The following is a 13,572-nucleotide window of genomic DNA, read 5'->3' as shown; positions in this document are numbered from 1 at the left end:
CACCGTTCGATCTAGGGTTACAACCTTGCCTGATCGAACTGCCGGACGCACATGTACGTGACGTCCGGTGGCCGCGCCCCCGGGTGCCTACCCGGCGCGGTGACGGGAGGCGGCCGCCGCGCCGGAACGGCGGGCCCGCAGCAGTTCGATCGCCACCGGGATCACCGAGACCAGCACGATGCCGACCAGGATGGCCTCGATGTTGTCCCGGACGAAGGGGATCTGGCCGAGGAAGTAGCCGAGCACGGTGACGCCGCCGCCCCACAGCACGCCGCCGAGCACGTTGAACACCACGAAACTGCGGTAGTTCATCCTGCTCACCCCGGCGACGATCGGGGTGAAGGTCCGCACGATCGGCACGAAGCGGGCCAGCACGATCGCCTTCGGACCGTGCCGGTCGAAGAAGGCGGCGGCCTTCTCGACGTTCTCCTGCTTGAAGACCCGGGAGTCGGGGCGGCGGAACAGGCTCGGGCCGACCTTCCTCCCGAACAGGTAGCCGACCTGGTCCCCGGCGATCGCGGCGAGCACGATCAGCGCGCAGACCAGCCAGAGCGGCTGGTGCAGGTAGGTGCCGCCGGCCACCAGCAGGCCGGTGGTGAAGAGCAGCGAGTCGCCGGGGAGGAAGAAGCCGATCAGGAGGCCGGACTCGGCGAAGACGACGGCCAGGATGCCGATCAGTCCGAAGGTGGAGATCAGGTTGGTCGGATCGAGCCAGGACGGGCCGAGGGCGAGGCTGGTCACGGGGCGGGCGCTCCTGGAGGTCGGGTCTTGGCAATGGAATGGTAAAGCATTGACAAAGACTCGACCCGGGCCGGAAAGGTTCCCGGCCCGGTCGCGGTGGCGGCCGGGGCCGGGGCCACCCTGACCCCGGCCCGGCCCTCAGAGCCCGTAGCGCTCGCTGACCTCCTCGTGCCGGGCGACGTCCGCGCCCGCTGCCTTGGCCAGGGACGTCCAGGCCATCGGGTGCGGCCAGTGCCCGGTGAGTCGGTGCAGCAGGGCGTCGGCCTCGGCGGCGGAGGCGGTCGGTGGCACCCCGACGGCGGCGAAGACGCCGGGCAGCGTGCCGTCCTCCTGCGCCGGGTCGGTGATCCGGTACTGCTCACCGCTGTACGCCCAGAGCGCGAAGTCGGCCTCCTGGAGCCGCTCGCGCAGCTCGGTCCAGGCCTCGTCGCCGGGCCAGGCGCCGTCGATCCAGTGGGTGGTGTAGCCCGCCGGGTCGAGCAGGGTGAGCAGGCCGAACACCGGCTGCCAGCTCCGCCGCTCCTCCTCGGGGGCGTCCTCGGCGGGGGGCTGCTCCAGCAGGGCCGGGCCGAAGACCACCACGTCGCCGTGGTTGAGCGGCACGTCCTCGCGCAGCACCGGCAGGATCCGGGCCGTGGCCGGGCCGGTGCGCACGGCCGCCACGTCGACGGGCGAGCCGTCGGTGCGGGCCGTCCGGACCGCGACCAGCTGCCACTCCTCGTCCACCGGCCCCTCGGCCGCGTCGAACTCCATGCCCAGCCGCGCGCCGGTGGTACGGACCACGGCCCAGTCCCGGTTGGCGCTGGCCGCGGTGATCAGGTGCCAGAGGTCGGACTCCCGCACCGCCTGGTGGCCCTCCTCCGGCGCGGTCTCCTCGGCGGGCCGGGCGTGCTCCAGCAGCTCCTGGTAGAGGCGCTGCGCGGTGGCGTGGTCGCCCAGCTCGGTGGCGGCGGAGGCGGCCAGGCGGCGGGTGTTGACCAGGGTCGGATCCAGGGCCAGCATCGCCCCGCACTGCTCCAGCACCTCGGCCCAGCGGCCCTCGGCCGCGGCCCAGCGGGCGCGTATCCAGTGCGCGTCGGCCGGGCTCGTGTCGGCCAGCCGGTCGGCGAGGCGGCGCACGCCGTCGGCGTCCCCGGCCTCGATCAGGGCCTGGCCGAGCGTGCCGGTCAGCACCTCGCTGCCCGGGTCGGCGTCCAGCCACCCCCACAGCAGGTCGGCGGCGGCCCGGGCGTGGCCGAGCCCGCCGAGCACGGTGGCCAGCAGGACGGCCAGTTCGGTGGCGCCGGCCTGCTCACCCCGGTACCGGTCCAGGGCGACGGAGAGCAGGTCGGCGCCGGTCTCGTAGGGCACCTGAGCCTCGGCCAGGTGCGCGACCAGCTCGCCGGGCGGCACCGGCAGCTCGGGCACCGGCAGCGCCTCGGCGGCCGCACGCAGGGCGGCGACCTCCTCGGTGACGCCGTCGGTGCGACGCAATTGGGTGAGCTTACGCTCTCCGGTCGTGGCGAGCGCCAACGCGACGGTGCGGGCGCCGCGGGCCAGCGCGAGCCGACCCGCCGCCAGCAGCAGGTCCACGCACGGGCGGTGCGAGCCGGCGTCGTCCAGGTAGCCGACCCAGCCGGCCAGCGCGACGCCCAGCTCGGCGTCGTTCGCCCAGGCGTCGGCCGCGACCAGCAGCTCGACCGTCTCCGTCCACGTCCCGCGCAGATCGGCGTGCCGCTCGGCCTCGTCCCGCTCGGGCAGCAGGGCGAGCGCCTCGGCGACCCGGCCGATCGAGGCGAGCGCGCGGGCCCGCAGCAGGGCGCCCCAGCGCCGGTCGCGCTCGTCGAGCTCCTCGCCCTGTGCCCGGGCGGCCCGTTCGGCGGTGTCCAGCAGGGACAACACCTCCTCGTGCCGGCCCAGCAGGTGCAGGGTGCCGGCCCGGGCCTGGTGGAAGCGGAGCGAGACCCGCTGGCCGGCCGCCTGCATCCGGGCGGCGGCGGTGTCCAGGTGGGCGAGCGCCTCCACGGCCCGGCCGTCGTCCTCAAGGGCGTCGGAGTACTCGCGGGAGAGGCAGTCGTAGCAGGCGCGGCCGGGCTCGATCCGGTCCAGCGTCTCGCCGACCACGTCGAGCCGCTCCGTCACGTACCCGGGGCCGTCGACCCGGGCGTGGCAGATCGCGAAGTCCTGCACCACGCAGACGGACTGCGGGCAGTCGAGGGTCTCCTCCCGGTGGGCGAAGTCCAGCAGGTCGACCACCTCGGACATCACCGCCTCGCCCTGCTGGCGCTTGTTCAGCAGGTTCTGCATCCGCCAGTGCCGCAGGTACACCTCGACCCAGGGCAGGCCGAGCGCCCGTGCGGAGGCGACCGCCTCCGGGTACATCGCGTCGAGCTGCGCGTTGCGCCCCTCGGTGGCGTGGTCGGGCAGCTCGTACATGGCGTCGGCCAGCCGCCAGTGGCCGGCCTCGGCCAGCTGCCGGTGGGTGTCGCGCACCCAGGCCCAGATGTCCGTCGTCATGTCCTGTCCCCCTGCGTCGTGCTGATGAGTTGTCTACCGCGAGCCACTGACAATCCGTCCGTCACGCCTGCTCCGGCAGTGCCCCGGGGCTGTCCGGGACGTCCGGCAGGCCGGCCGGGACGGCGGCGGTCAGGGCGGAGACCGCGGTGCCGATGCCGGCCAGCGCGGCGCCGAGGTCGCCCTCGGCGGGGCCGGTCGAGGCCGCGGCCATGATCACCTTGAGCGAGCGGAGCAGCCCGGCCGCGGTGGCGCTGCCGGTGTGCCCGGCGCGGTAGGCGGCGAGCAGGTCCTGGACGGCCGGGCTGGCCAGGTTGAGGTAGAGCCGGGCCCGGACGGCTCCGTCGGTGCGGGCGGTGAACGCCCGGGCCAGGCGCAGGGCGGCGGACGGGATCCGGGCGTCGGCCTGGTCGTCCTCGATCCGGGCCTTCAGCTCGGCCTCGCGGTCCGGCACCAGGACCAGCGGCAGGCCGGGCGGGTCGAAGCGGGCCGGGACGAGTTGCTCGCCGCGGTCGGCGAGGGCGCCGGCCAGCCAGGCCGACTCCTCGGGCGGCAGCGGGCGCTCCGGGTCGCGGAACAGTTCGCGGTTGCCCTGCTCGCTGCCCAGCTCGACCAGCCGGCAGCCGCGCAGCTGGGCGTAGCGGCGCAGGAACGGCAGGACGGCGTAGCGGTCGCCGCGGGCGATCGGCACCCGCATCGCCCGGTACAGCATCTCCTCGAAGCCGCCGCCGCTGCCGAGCGCGACGTGCACCGCTCCCCCGCCGGCCGCGCGCAGCCCGCCGGCGGTGAGGTCGCCCTGGGAGGTGGGCACCGGGACGTCGTCGGCGAGCAGGGTGAACAGCCGTTCGTCGCAGAGCGCGGCGCCGAGCAGGTCCTGGCCGTGCCGGGTGAGGACGCGGCGCCAGGCGGCGGGCCGCAGCCGCGCCGTCTCGTACAGGCCGTCCACGATGGCGTCGGCGAGGACCTTCCGCAGCGCCTGGTAGTGCTCGTCGCGCTGGAGGTCCTCGCGGCTGGCGGTGGGGGTGAGCCGGTTGGACTCGACCACACCGCCGATGAACCCGGCCCAGCTGGGCAGCAGGTCGCGGGCGTCCTCGGCGAGCAGCATGCCGCGCAGGTAGACGGCGAGGTCGCGGTTGTCGCTGCTGCCGTAGGTGCCGCCGTCCTGGACCCAGAGCAGGCCGGCCGCGTCGGTGACGCCCTCGACCGGGTCGACCGGGAAGGCGGTGAGCGGCTCGAAGCGGCGGCCGAAGGCGGCGGCGAAGCGCATCCGGGCCTCGTACCGGTCGCCATCGGAGGGGCGACGCGGAGCGTCTCCGGCAAGGGTGGTGGGCGACGGGTGGGCCTGCTGGCGCCAGGGCACCCGGACCGCGTTGACGGGCTGCTCGTCGTCACCGACGTGGACCGGTATCGGCAGCAACACGCAGTAGCGGGCGAGGACTTCGCGCAGCGCCTGCTCGTCGGCGAGGTGGGCGTGCTCGGTCTTGAGGGTCAGCTCGACCACGGTGCCGGGCTGCGGCCGGGCGGGCACGGGCTCGACCTGGTACTGCTCGCCGCCGCGGCTGCGGTAGCGGTGGCCGAGCCCGGGCTCGCGGTGCGAGGTGGTGGTGACGGTGACCTCGTCGGCGACGGAGAAGGCGGAGAGGAAGCCCAGGCCGAAGGCGCCGATCAGCTCCTGGTTGCCGGTCAGTTCGCGCAGCATCCGGGTGTAGCCGGTGCCGACGGTGGCGAGGTAGGCGTGGATCTCGGGCTCGGTGAGACCGGCTCCGGTGTCCTCGATGGCGACGGTGCGCCGCGCGGCGTCGGCGCGCACCCGGATCAGCGGCCGGTGGTCGCCGTCCGGGTCCTCCAGGAACCGTCGGGTGTGCGAGTCGTGCGCGTTCTGGACGAGTTCGCGCAGGGCGACGAGCGGGGTGGAGTAGAGGTGGGTGGCGAGGACGTTCACCAGGCCGCCGAGATCGACCTCGGTCGTCCGCAGTTCCTCGGCGGGGGTGGGCTCGATCGGGGCACCTTCAGACATGGGTCCCCAGTGTGCCAGTGCGACTATCTGTCGACCATTTCTTTCCGCCTGACGATATGACGGATCCCGGTCAACTCGCCGCGCCCGTGACCGGCACCGGCACGTCCGCTACCGAGCGCCCCCTCGAGCACCGCCTCCGCAGGTGCCGAGCACCGCCCGGCCGAGACGCAGCAGGCAGTCTCCGAGGTCGGGCCTCGCACTGTGCGGACGGTTCCGCACCCCGTCGTTGACCAGCGAGAACAGCGCGTGCACCCGGATCCGGGCGCCCGCGGCGTCGAGCTCCGGGCGCACCTGCCGCAGCAGGTCGACCCAGGTGCGCAGGAAGTCCCGCCGGAAGTCCACCGCGGCCCGGCGGTCCGGCGGGGCCAGCCGTTCGGTCTCACTGAGCATCGCGCCCAGGTAGTCGCCGTTGCGCAGCGCGAAGCCGACGTACGCGCCGAGCCCGGCCTCCAGCGCCGCCCCGGGCCCGGCGGCGGCGCGGATCGCGCCGTCCACCTCGTGCCCGAGCCGCTCCCGGCTGCGCACCAGCGAGGCCGCGAGCAGCTGCGCCTTGCTGTCGAAGTGCCGGTACACGCTGGGGCCGGAGATGCCGACGGCGGCGCCGAGTTGGTCGGTGCTGACGTTGTCGAAGCCGCGCTGGTGGAACAGCCGGACGGCCGCCGCGAGCAGCTCCTCCCGCCTGGCCGGCGGCCCGGGCCGCGGCACCGGCGGCGCCACGGGGGCGACGGCCGCGCCGTCCAGCGACACCGCGAGGACGGCCGCCACCAGTTCGCGCAGCAGCGCCTCGGCCCGGCGGGGCTGCGGCACGGCCGACTGGTAGGACAGCCCGGCGCAGGCCGAGAGCGCCGACCAGCAGAGCAACTCGGCGTCCTCGTCCGACAGTTCGGCCCTCTCGGCGCGCAGTACGGCGGCCATCAGGGCGACGTCGGCACGGAGTTCGCGACGCAGCGCCGCCCGCCGGGCCGGCGGCAGCAGCCGGGCGTCGCGCTGCACCAGGGTGCCGAGCTGACGGTGACCGACCGCTACTTCGGCCAGCACGGTGGCGAGTTCGGCGGTGCTGTCGGCCGCGCGCAGGCCGTCGGCGAGCTCGTCCAGGCCCAACCGGACGGCGCGGTCGAGGAGTTCGGGCTTGCCGCGGAAGTGCCGGTAGAGGGCGGGCGCGGTGATGCCGACCCCGGCGGCGACCTCGGTCATCGAGACCTGGTGGTAGCCGCTGCGGTGGAACCGGTCGGCGGCCACGGCGAGGATCTGGGCGCGTCGGCCGGGCGGCCGTCGGACCACCATGGCGGGCCTCCCTCCGGTCCGTCGGGCATGCCGTCGTGCATGCCGCCCCGCACGGCGTTGTGCATGGCGTCGTGCATGCCGTCGTGCATGGCTCCGTGCATGGCGTTCGAAGGCTAGCAAGGATTCACTTGAGGACCGCGCCGACCGGATCTTCCGGGGCGTCGAACTCTGGACAGCCGAAGCTACCCCGGATTAACTTGTGGGGCCACCACCTGGCACGTTCCGCCTCGGCCGGTACGCCGGCCGGCACCGTCGAAGGGAGCGCCGCCGTGCGCCGCACCGTCTTCAACGAGGACCACGAGGCCTTCCGGGAGACCATCCGGGACTTCATCGCCAACGAGGTCGTCCCGGTCTACGAGAGCTGGGAGGCCGAAGGCCACCCGCCCCGCGACTTCTACCGCCAGCTCGGCGCGCTCGGCATCTACGGCATCGAGGTGCCGGAGGAGTACGGCGGCGCGGGTGAGAGCGGTTTCAAGTACCAGGCGGTGGTCGCCGAGGAGACCGCCCGGGCGGGCGTGAGCTTCGGCTCCTCCGGGGTGCACACCGGACTGGTGCTGCCCTACCTGCTGGAGTACGCGACCGAGGAGCAGAAGCGGCGCTGGCTGCCCGGCTTCGTCTCGGGCGACATCATGACCGCGATCGCGATGACCGAGCCGGGCGCCGGATCCGACCTCGCGGGCATCACCACCACCGCCCGGCTCTCCGAGGACGGCACCCACTACGTCCTGAACGGCGCCAAGACCTTCATCACCGGCGGCGTGCTGGCCGACCTGGTCCTGGTGGTCTGCCGCACCTCGCCGTACGACCCGGAGAACCGCCGCGCCGGCCTGTCCATCCTGTGCGTGGACACCACCTCGCCGGGCTACTCCGTCGGCCGCAAGCTCCAGAAGATAGGCCTGCGCACTTCGGACACCGCCGAGTTGGCGTTCAGCGACGTCAAGGTGCCGGTGGAGAACCTGCTCGGCGAGGAGGGCCGGGCCTTCTCCTACCTGACCCACAACCTGGTGCAGGAGCGGCTGGCGATCGCCGTCGGCGCGTACGCGGCCGCCGCGGCGGCGGTGCGGTTCGCGGTGCAGTACGTCAAGGACCGCAAGGTGTTCGGCAAGGCGGTCGCCGAGTTCCAGAACACCAAGTTCACCCTGGCGGACTGCGAGGCCCAGGTGGTGGCGCAGCAGTCGATGGTGGACCGCGCGCTGGAGCTGTACCAGAACGGCGAGTTGAGCGTCGCGGACGCGGCCGCCGCGAAGCTGTTCTGCACCGAGTCGGCCTCCACCGTGATCGACAAGTGCCTCCAGCTGCACGGCGGTTACGGCTACATCCTGGAGTACCCGATCGCCCGGCTCTACACCGACAACCGGGTCTTCCGGATCTACGGCGGCACCAGCGAGGTCATGCGCAGCATCATCGCCAAGTCGCTCGGGCTGTAGGCGTCGAGGCGTTCGGACCGTCGGCGTCGCGCCACCTGGGCCGCGGGCGTCGAGTACGGCTCGCTCAGTTGGGCGAGCCGTACTCGGCCCGCCAGGCCTCCCAGCCGGCCGAGCGGGCCGCCTTCGCCCCGGACAGGGCCCGATGGGCGAGTTCGCTCGGCGGGGTCTCCAGGCTGCGCACCCAGCCACGGCCCGCGGTGAGCAGCGCCGCGCACACCATCGCGGCTCCGGCCGCGCCGAGCACCGAGCCGATTCCGGTGAGCACCACTCCGCCGGTCAGCAGCGGACGGTTGATCTGGAACCCCTCGAAGATCCTCTGGTTGGTCGCCATGCCTCCACGATGCGGGCAGTCGGCCGGGCCTGCACCTCGGGTTGACCCGCTCCGGGGCCTTCGGGGTGCGGGACGCCACCCCGTCCGCGACCCTGGGCACACGGGGTGAGGAGGAGGCGGCGCGATGCCCGATCTCGAACAGCTCGCCGTGGAGCACGCCGCCCTGGCGGCCGAGAGCCCGCACGGGCGCAGCGCCCACCTGGTGCTGCACGACGGGGTGCTGCGGCAGACCGTGATCGCGCTGACCGCCGGCACCGCGCTGGACGAGCACGCCCCGCCCACCGCCGGCAGCGTCCAGGTGCTGCGCGGCCGGGTCTCGCTGACCATCGCCGGGCGCCGGCTGGAGCTGCCCGCCGGCCGGCTGGAGCCCGTCCCGCAGGAGCGGCACGGGCTGCTGGCGCACGTCGATTCGGTGGTGCTGCTGACCGCCGTCACCGCGTAGCCGTGGTCACCGCGCGGCTGCGGAAACCGCTCAGCCGTGGAAACCGCTTGGCTGTGAGGACCGCGCGGCGGGGCCCAGCACGCTCTCGCTGACCAGTCGCAGGCCGTGCAGGAAGTCCTGTCCGCTGGGCGCCAGTTCCGGCGCGGCCAGCCACTGGGCGACGTACCCGGCCAGCAGGGTCTGGTAGAAGGCCCCGCGGGCGACCTCCTCCTCGGTGTCCGGCACCTCGGGCAGCCCCTGGAACACCGCGGAGAGGCCGAGCCGGCCCTCCTTCTGCACCTCCGCGAAGGCGCGGGCCAGTTCGGGAGAGTGCTCGGCCTGGGCCAGCGCCTCGAACTGGGCCGCCCAGAGCCCGCGGTGCTCGACGAAGACGTCCCGCAGACCGTTCCAGACGGCCGCGAACCGCACCTCCGGATCCTCCGACACCTGGTTCGCGCCGAACACCACCGCGCCCAGGGCCTCGCCCATCTCGCCGATCGCCTCGATCATCGCGGCGTTGAGCAGTGCGTCCTTCGTGCCGAAGTGGTAGCCGATCGCAGCCAGGCTGACGCCCGAGGCGGTCGCGATGTCGCGGGCCGTGGTGCGCCCGTAGCCCTTCTCGTACAGGCAGTGCTTGGCGCCGGCCATCAGGTCTTCGCGGTTTCCCATGCGCCGAATCCTACGGCGGCACTGGACGGTTGTCTTGCACGCACGATCGTCTTGCAGGTACGTGCGTCTTACTCGTACGTACGTCTTACACGATCGCGTCATACGCGTGTCTAGGACGATCGTTTTGCACATCTGTACTAGACAAGCGTCTGACACGCCCGTACCGTCTTCCTCATGACCGCTACCCCCGGCCGCGCAGGCCGTCGCGAATGGATCGGCCTGGCCGTCCTCCTGCTTCCGACCCTCGTGCTGAGCATGGACATGGGCGTGCTCTTCTTCGCCGTTCCGTACATCTCCACCACGCTGGCGCCCAGCGGCACCCAGCAGCTGTGGATCATGGACATGTACTCGTTCCTGCTGGCCGGGCTGCTCATCACCATGGGCGCGCTGGGCGACCGGATCGGCCGCCGCCGGCTGTTGATGATCGGCGCCACCGGCTTCATCGGCGCCTCGCTGCTGGCCGCCTGGGCCGACAGCGCCGGGCAGCTGATCGCCGCCCGCGCCCTGCTCGGCGCCGCCGGGGCCACCGTGATGCCCTCGACCCTCGCGCTGATCCGCAACATGTTCCACGACCCCAGGCAGCGGCAGGTCGCGCTCGGCGCCTGGGGCGGCATCCTCACCGCCGGTGCCACCCTCGGCCCGGTCGCGGGCGGCCTGCTGCTCGACCACTTCTGGTGGGGCTCGGCCTTCCTGCTCGCCGTCCCCGTGATGGCCCTGGTGCTGCTGACCGCGCCCGCCCTGCTGCCCGAGTACCGCGCCACCGCCCGCACCGGCGCCGCCGGCCGCTTCGACCTGCTCGGCGCCGCGCTCTCGATGGCCGCGGTCCTGCCGCTGGTCTACGGGGTCAAGACCCTCGCCGTGGACGGCTGGAGCCCGCTGCCCGCGCTCGCCGTCCCGACCGGGCTGCTGCTGGCCGGCGCGTTCGTGTGGCGCCAGCGCACCGCCGCGAACCCGCTGATCGACCTGAGCCTGTTCCGGATCCGCACCTTCAGCGGGGCGATCAGCGTCAACACCATCGCGATGTTCGCGATGATGGGCTTCACCCTCTTCACCTCGCAGTACCTGCAACTGGTCAAGGGCATGAGCCCGCTCGCCGCCTCGCTCTGGTCGCTGGTGCCGAGCGTCGGCGTCGGCGCGGCGGTCGGGATCGGCTCGGCGCTGGCCGGCAAGGTCCGCCCGGCGGTGCTGATGGGCGGCGGCTTCCTGGTCGGCGCGGCGGGCTTCGCGCTGATGACCCGGGTCGGCGCGCACTCTCCGCTGGCGCTCATCCTCACCGCGGCCGGTGTGCTGGCCGCCGGAACGGTCGGGACCATGACGATGACGGCCGAGATGGTGGTCTCCGCCGCGCCGGTCGAGCAGGCCGGCGCCGCCTCGGCCACCTCCGAGACCGCCGTCGAACTCGGCAGCTCACTCGGCATCGCCCTGCTGGGCGCGGTGGGCGCCGCGGTCTACCGCCACCGGCTGGACGGCGCCCTCCCGGCGGGCGTCGGGGGCGAGGCCGCCCACACGGCCCAGGACACCCTCGGCGGCGCGGTCTCCGTCGCGGCCCACCTGCCCGGTCAGCTCGGCGCGGACCTGCTGGAGACCGCCCGCACCGCCTTCACCGACGGCCTGCACCTGGCCGCCGTCGTCGGCGCCCTGCTCGCCCTCGGAGCCGCCCTCCTCGCCCACCGCCTGCTCGGCCACCTCCCCGCCGCCGCCCCGACCCCGGCGTCCGAGCCCGAGCCCGAGTCCGAACCCGAGTCCGAACCCATCGCCGCCTGACCCATCCGGCCCCGATCCACGCGAGTCATCGAGAGCCCCCGGAAACCGCCTCGGCGGCCGGGGGCTCTCCGCTCGGCGCCGGTCCGGTCGGGCCTATTGATTGCGGTAGATCTCGCGGCGGTGACCGACCGACATGACCCAAACGACCAACACCCCGTCCTCGACGGTGTAGATCACGCGATAGTCCCCCACACGCAACCGCCATCGGGCGTGGTGCCCCTGAAGGGCTTTGATGTCGAAGGCGGACAGATCGCCGCCATCCAGCGCCTTCTGCAACTCAGCGAGTCGGTGAAGGATCCGAACCGCGTCCGGCCGGGGCACTTTGAGCATCTCCCGCTTCGCGTGCGGGCTGAACCGAGTGACGTACCCCATCGCGGTCAGCTGTGGTGGTCGCGGAGCATGGCTGCCATTTCCTCCAGGGAAACGGAGCCCTCCAGCCCCTCGGCCTCAGCCTCATCCGCGAGGCGGTTCAGCCACTCGTCCTCGGCCCGCTCGGCGATCTCCTTGAGGTTCCTGTACTCGGCGATGTCGATCACCACCGCCTCCTGCTTGCCCCGCCTCGTGATGATCGTCGGAGTCTCACCGCGCCGCGCCCGGTCAATCACGTCCGCCAGGTGGCTCCGCACCTCGGCCATCGACTCGATCACTGGCTCACTCATGCCATGAATGTAGCAGTTGTACATCTGGTACGGGCAGGTGAAGCCTGCCGACGGCCCGTCGGGGCCGGGTTCGCCGTCGAGGCGCGACTGGAACGCGACGGCCTGTCGCAGGAGGCCCCCACCCGGAGGGACTATCTGCTGGCGCGGCGGGCGGGGTGACCGTCCACCCGGGGGTGGACGCACCGGCGTCCACCCCCGGGTGCGTGTCGCGGAGGCCCGGCCGGAGGACCGTGGAGGCGTACCCGCGACCGTCAGGAGCCGCCGCATGTCCTTGCCGTCCCTCCTCTCCGTACTCGGCCTGCTGTGCTGGGTCGGCTACGAGCTGCTGCTGCGCCGCCGCGAGGACGCCGCCGCCGGCACCTGGCGCGCGGACGGGCGCGACCGCGGCTCGACCCGGCTGCTGATCTCCTGCTACGTCGTGTCCGTGCTGGTCGTGGTGGTGTTCGACCGCGCGTCGATCGGCGGGCTGCCCGACCGAGCGCGCTGGCTCGGGGTGGCGCTGGTCGCCGTCGGACTGGCGCTGCGGGCCTGGGGCATGCGGACCCTGGGCCGCTACTACACCCGCACCCTGCGCACCGTGGACACCCAACGGGTGGTCCGCTCCGGCCCGTACCGGCTGATCCGCCATCCCGGCTACGCCGGAAGCCTGCTGGTCTGGGGCGGCTACGCATTCGGCACGGGGGGCTGGACGGCGGCCGTGGTGGTCACCGCGCTGCTGCTCGGCGCGTACGGCTGGCGGGTCGCCGCCGAGGAGCGGCTGCTGCTGGAGGCCTTCGGCGCGGAGTACGCGGAGTACCGGAGGGTATCGAAGCGGCTGGTCCCGTTCGTCTACTGATCGTGCACGATTGGCACCGGCGGCGGCACTGGTGTGAGCCAGGGCACGGCATCACCCGTCGGCACTCACGATCCGTCCGAACAGCACCTGGTTTTTGGCCAGCGTTTCCCGGCCGGTGTATCCGTTCGCCGTCAGGTCCAGGCATACTGGCGAGCATGGGCGCTAGCGCCCTCCGTGACTCTAGACAAGAAGGGACCGGTGGCCAGGGATGCTGCGGAACGGTCTTGAGCCCTGGCACATCTTCGTGGTGCTGGCGGTCGTCATCCTGCTGTTCGGGTCGAAGAAGCTGCCGGAGATGGCCCGTGGCCTCGGCAAGTCGATGCGCATCCTGAAGGCGGAGACCAAGGCGATGCGTGAGGACGACACCCCTGCGGACGGCACCGCGCAGAGCACCGCCGCTCCGCAGCAGGCCGCCGACCGCCCGGCCGTCACGCCGACCAACGTGACCAAGGCGACCGAGGCGAAGCGCCCGGAGACGACCGCCTGAGTCGCATGAACTCCCGTTGAGCCCCCGGTGGATCCCACCGGGGGCTCAATGCCGTCCGGGGGCGGGGCCGTTCTGGCGCGCCGTCAGTCGTCCTGGAGGTTGGCGGTGGTGTGCAGGGTCGCGAACAGGGCGGACAGCCGGGCGTTCCAGTTGGCGTAGGTGGGGACGTCGATGGCGTGCTTCTTGCCCAGGTCCTTGATCACCTTCTGGGCGCCCCTGAGCTCCTGGGCGGCGTCGTCGGGGTTGCCCTCGTTGAGCCGGGCGGAGGTGTCGTCGAGGATCCGCAGCAGCTCCAGCTGGCGGTCGCGCTCCTTGGCGATCTGTGCCTGGGCGACCGCCTGACGGAAGGACTGGAGCTGGAGGTCCGCGGGCTGGTTGCGCGGGACGGCCTGGGTGGGAGCCGGGGTCGCCGCCCTGGCCCTCACCGCCTTCGACGAACCGGCG

14 protein-coding genes are annotated in these 13,572 nt (G+C 73.1%); 5 read left to right on the top strand and 9 right to left on the bottom strand.

Annotated features, from left to right (window positions below; all coding sequences use genetic code 11):
• Window positions 1-87: 87 nt before the first annotated feature.
• From J0670_RS12910 to J0670_RS12895, 4 genes are all read right to left on the bottom strand, one after another.
• The gene (locus tag J0670_RS12910; RefSeq protein ID WP_207811661.1) at window positions 88-741 is read right to left on the bottom strand and encodes a DedA family protein; all 654 of its coding nucleotides are present in this window, start codon (window positions 739-741) and stop codon (window positions 88-90) included.
• Window positions 742-879: 138 nt separating this feature from the next.
• On the bottom strand, window positions 880-3,237 hold the full coding sequence (locus J0670_RS12905; RefSeq protein WP_207811660.1) for a hypothetical protein: 2,358 nt from the start codon (window positions 3,235-3,237) through the stop codon (window positions 880-882).
• Window positions 3,238-3,298: 61 nt separating this feature from the next.
• On the bottom strand, window positions 3,299-5,251 hold the full coding sequence (locus J0670_RS12900) for an ATP-binding protein (protein WP_207811659.1): 1,953 nt from the start codon (window positions 5,249-5,251) through the stop codon (window positions 3,299-3,301).
• 108 nt (window positions 5,252-5,359) lie between these two features.
• The gene (locus J0670_RS12895) at window positions 5,360-6,535 is read right to left on the bottom strand and encodes a TetR/AcrR family transcriptional regulator (protein WP_207811658.1); all 1,176 of its coding nucleotides are present in this window, start codon (window positions 6,533-6,535) and stop codon (window positions 5,360-5,362) included.
• 269 nt (window positions 6,536-6,804) lie between these two features.
• Here J0670_RS12895 and J0670_RS12890 point away from each other — a divergent pair, with 269 nt between their 5' ends.
• Entirely contained in the window at window positions 6,805-7,962 is a 1,158-nt protein-coding gene (locus tag J0670_RS12890) for an acyl-CoA dehydrogenase family protein (protein ID WP_207811657.1), read from the top strand.
• A gap of 64 nt (window positions 7,963-8,026) precedes the next feature.
• On the opposite strand, the gene J0670_RS12885 is transcribed toward J0670_RS12890, so the two are convergent.
• Window positions 8,027-8,293 (bottom strand): hypothetical protein, encoded by a 267-nt coding sequence (locus J0670_RS12885; protein ID WP_207811656.1) that lies wholly within the window; start codon window positions 8,291-8,293, stop codon window positions 8,027-8,029.
• A gap of 124 nt (window positions 8,294-8,417) precedes the next feature.
• Here J0670_RS12885 and J0670_RS12880 point away from each other — a divergent pair, with 124 nt between their 5' ends.
• Entirely contained in the window at window positions 8,418-8,735 is a 318-nt protein-coding gene (locus J0670_RS12880; RefSeq protein WP_207811655.1) for a cupin, read from the top strand.
• Window positions 8,736-8,765: 30 nt separating this feature from the next.
• Here J0670_RS12880 and J0670_RS12875 read toward each other — a convergent pair whose 3' ends face one another.
• Window positions 8,766-9,383: a TetR/AcrR family transcriptional regulator gene (locus J0670_RS12875; RefSeq protein WP_207811654.1), complete on the bottom strand. Its 618-nt coding sequence runs from the start codon at window positions 9,381-9,383 to the stop codon at window positions 8,766-8,768.
• 174 nt (window positions 9,384-9,557) lie between these two features.
• Between J0670_RS12875 and J0670_RS12870 the strand changes: the two genes are divergently transcribed.
• Window positions 9,558-11,147, top strand: coding sequence for an MFS transporter (locus tag J0670_RS12870; protein WP_207811653.1), 1,590 nt, complete (start codon window positions 9,558-9,560; stop codon window positions 11,145-11,147).
• A 93-nt stretch (window positions 11,148-11,240) separates the two neighbouring features.
• On the opposite strand, the gene J0670_RS12865 is transcribed toward J0670_RS12870, so the two are convergent.
• Together J0670_RS12865 and J0670_RS12860 are read right to left on the bottom strand one after the other, a co-directional pair.
• Window positions 11,241-11,519, bottom strand: coding sequence for a type II toxin-antitoxin system RelE/ParE family toxin (locus J0670_RS12865; RefSeq protein ID WP_207811652.1), 279 nt, complete (start codon window positions 11,517-11,519; stop codon window positions 11,241-11,243).
• A gap of 5 nt (window positions 11,520-11,524) precedes the next feature.
• The gene (locus tag J0670_RS12860; RefSeq protein ID WP_243436947.1) at window positions 11,525-11,806 is read right to left on the bottom strand and encodes a type II toxin-antitoxin system Phd/YefM family antitoxin; all 282 of its coding nucleotides are present in this window, start codon (window positions 11,804-11,806) and stop codon (window positions 11,525-11,527) included.
• A 265-nt stretch (window positions 11,807-12,071) separates the two neighbouring features.
• Here J0670_RS12860 and J0670_RS12855 point away from each other — a divergent pair, with 265 nt between their 5' ends.
• Both J0670_RS12855 and tatA read left to right on the top strand, forming a co-directional pair.
• Entirely contained in the window at window positions 12,072-12,641 is a 570-nt protein-coding gene (locus J0670_RS12855) for an isoprenylcysteine carboxylmethyltransferase family protein (protein ID WP_207811651.1), read from the top strand.
• 208 nt (window positions 12,642-12,849) lie between these two features.
• A complete protein-coding gene (tatA, locus tag J0670_RS12850; protein ID WP_207811650.1) occupies window positions 12,850-13,128 on the top strand; it encodes a Sec-independent protein translocase subunit TatA in 279 nt (92 codons plus the stop codon).
• A gap of 83 nt (window positions 13,129-13,211) precedes the next feature.
• On the opposite strand, the gene J0670_RS12845 is transcribed toward tatA, so the two are convergent.
• A partial coding sequence (locus J0670_RS12845) for a hypothetical protein (RefSeq protein WP_207811649.1) occupies window positions 13,212-13,572 on the bottom strand: 361 nt, incomplete at its 5' end.

Origin of the sequence: Streptomyces sp. FH025 (assembly GCF_017427025.1) — a bacterium.
In the GTDB taxonomy this organism is placed as follows: Bacteria; Actinomycetota; Actinomycetes; order Streptomycetales; family Streptomycetaceae; genus Kitasatospora.
The sequence above is the reverse complement of the archived record's forward strand: the minus strand, read 5'-3'. Positions and strand labels throughout refer to the sequence as shown.

Bases quoted from the DNA above. Each gene is read 5' to 3' on its own strand.
- J0670_RS12905 (WP_207811660.1), bottom strand. From the start codon at position 3,237: ATGACGACGGACATCTGGGCCTGGGTGCGCGACACCCACCGGCAGCTG.
- J0670_RS12900 (WP_207811659.1), bottom strand. From the start codon at position 5,251: ATGTCTGAAGGTGCCCCGATCGAGCCCACCCCCGCCGAGGAACTGCGG.
- J0670_RS12855 (WP_207811651.1), top strand. From the start codon at position 12,072: ATGTCCTTGCCGTCCCTCCTCTCCGTACTCGGCCTGCTGTGCTGGGTC.
- J0670_RS12865 (WP_207811652.1), bottom strand. From the start codon at position 11,519: ATGGGGTACGTCACTCGGTTCAGCCCGCACGCGAAGCGGGAGATGCTC.
- J0670_RS12870 (WP_207811653.1), top strand. From the start codon at position 9,558: ATGACCGCTACCCCCGGCCGCGCAGGCCGTCGCGAATGGATCGGCCTG.
- J0670_RS12875 (WP_207811654.1), bottom strand. From the start codon at position 9,383: ATGGGAAACCGCGAAGACCTGATGGCCGGCGCCAAGCACTGCCTGTAC.
- J0670_RS12885 (WP_207811656.1), bottom strand. From the start codon at position 8,293: ATGGCGACCAACCAGAGGATCTTCGAGGGGTTCCAGATCAACCGTCCG.
- J0670_RS12895 (WP_207811658.1), bottom strand. From the start codon at position 6,535: ATGGTGGTCCGACGGCCGCCCGGCCGACGCGCCCAGATCCTCGCCGTG.
- J0670_RS12880 (WP_207811655.1), top strand. From the start codon at position 8,418: ATGCCCGATCTCGAACAGCTCGCCGTGGAGCACGCCGCCCTGGCGGCC.
- J0670_RS12860 (WP_243436947.1), bottom strand. From the start codon at position 11,806: ATGAGTGAGCCAGTGATCGAGTCGATGGCCGAGGTGCGGAGCCACCTG.
- tatA (WP_207811650.1), top strand. From the start codon at position 12,850: ATGCTGCGGAACGGTCTTGAGCCCTGGCACATCTTCGTGGTGCTGGCG.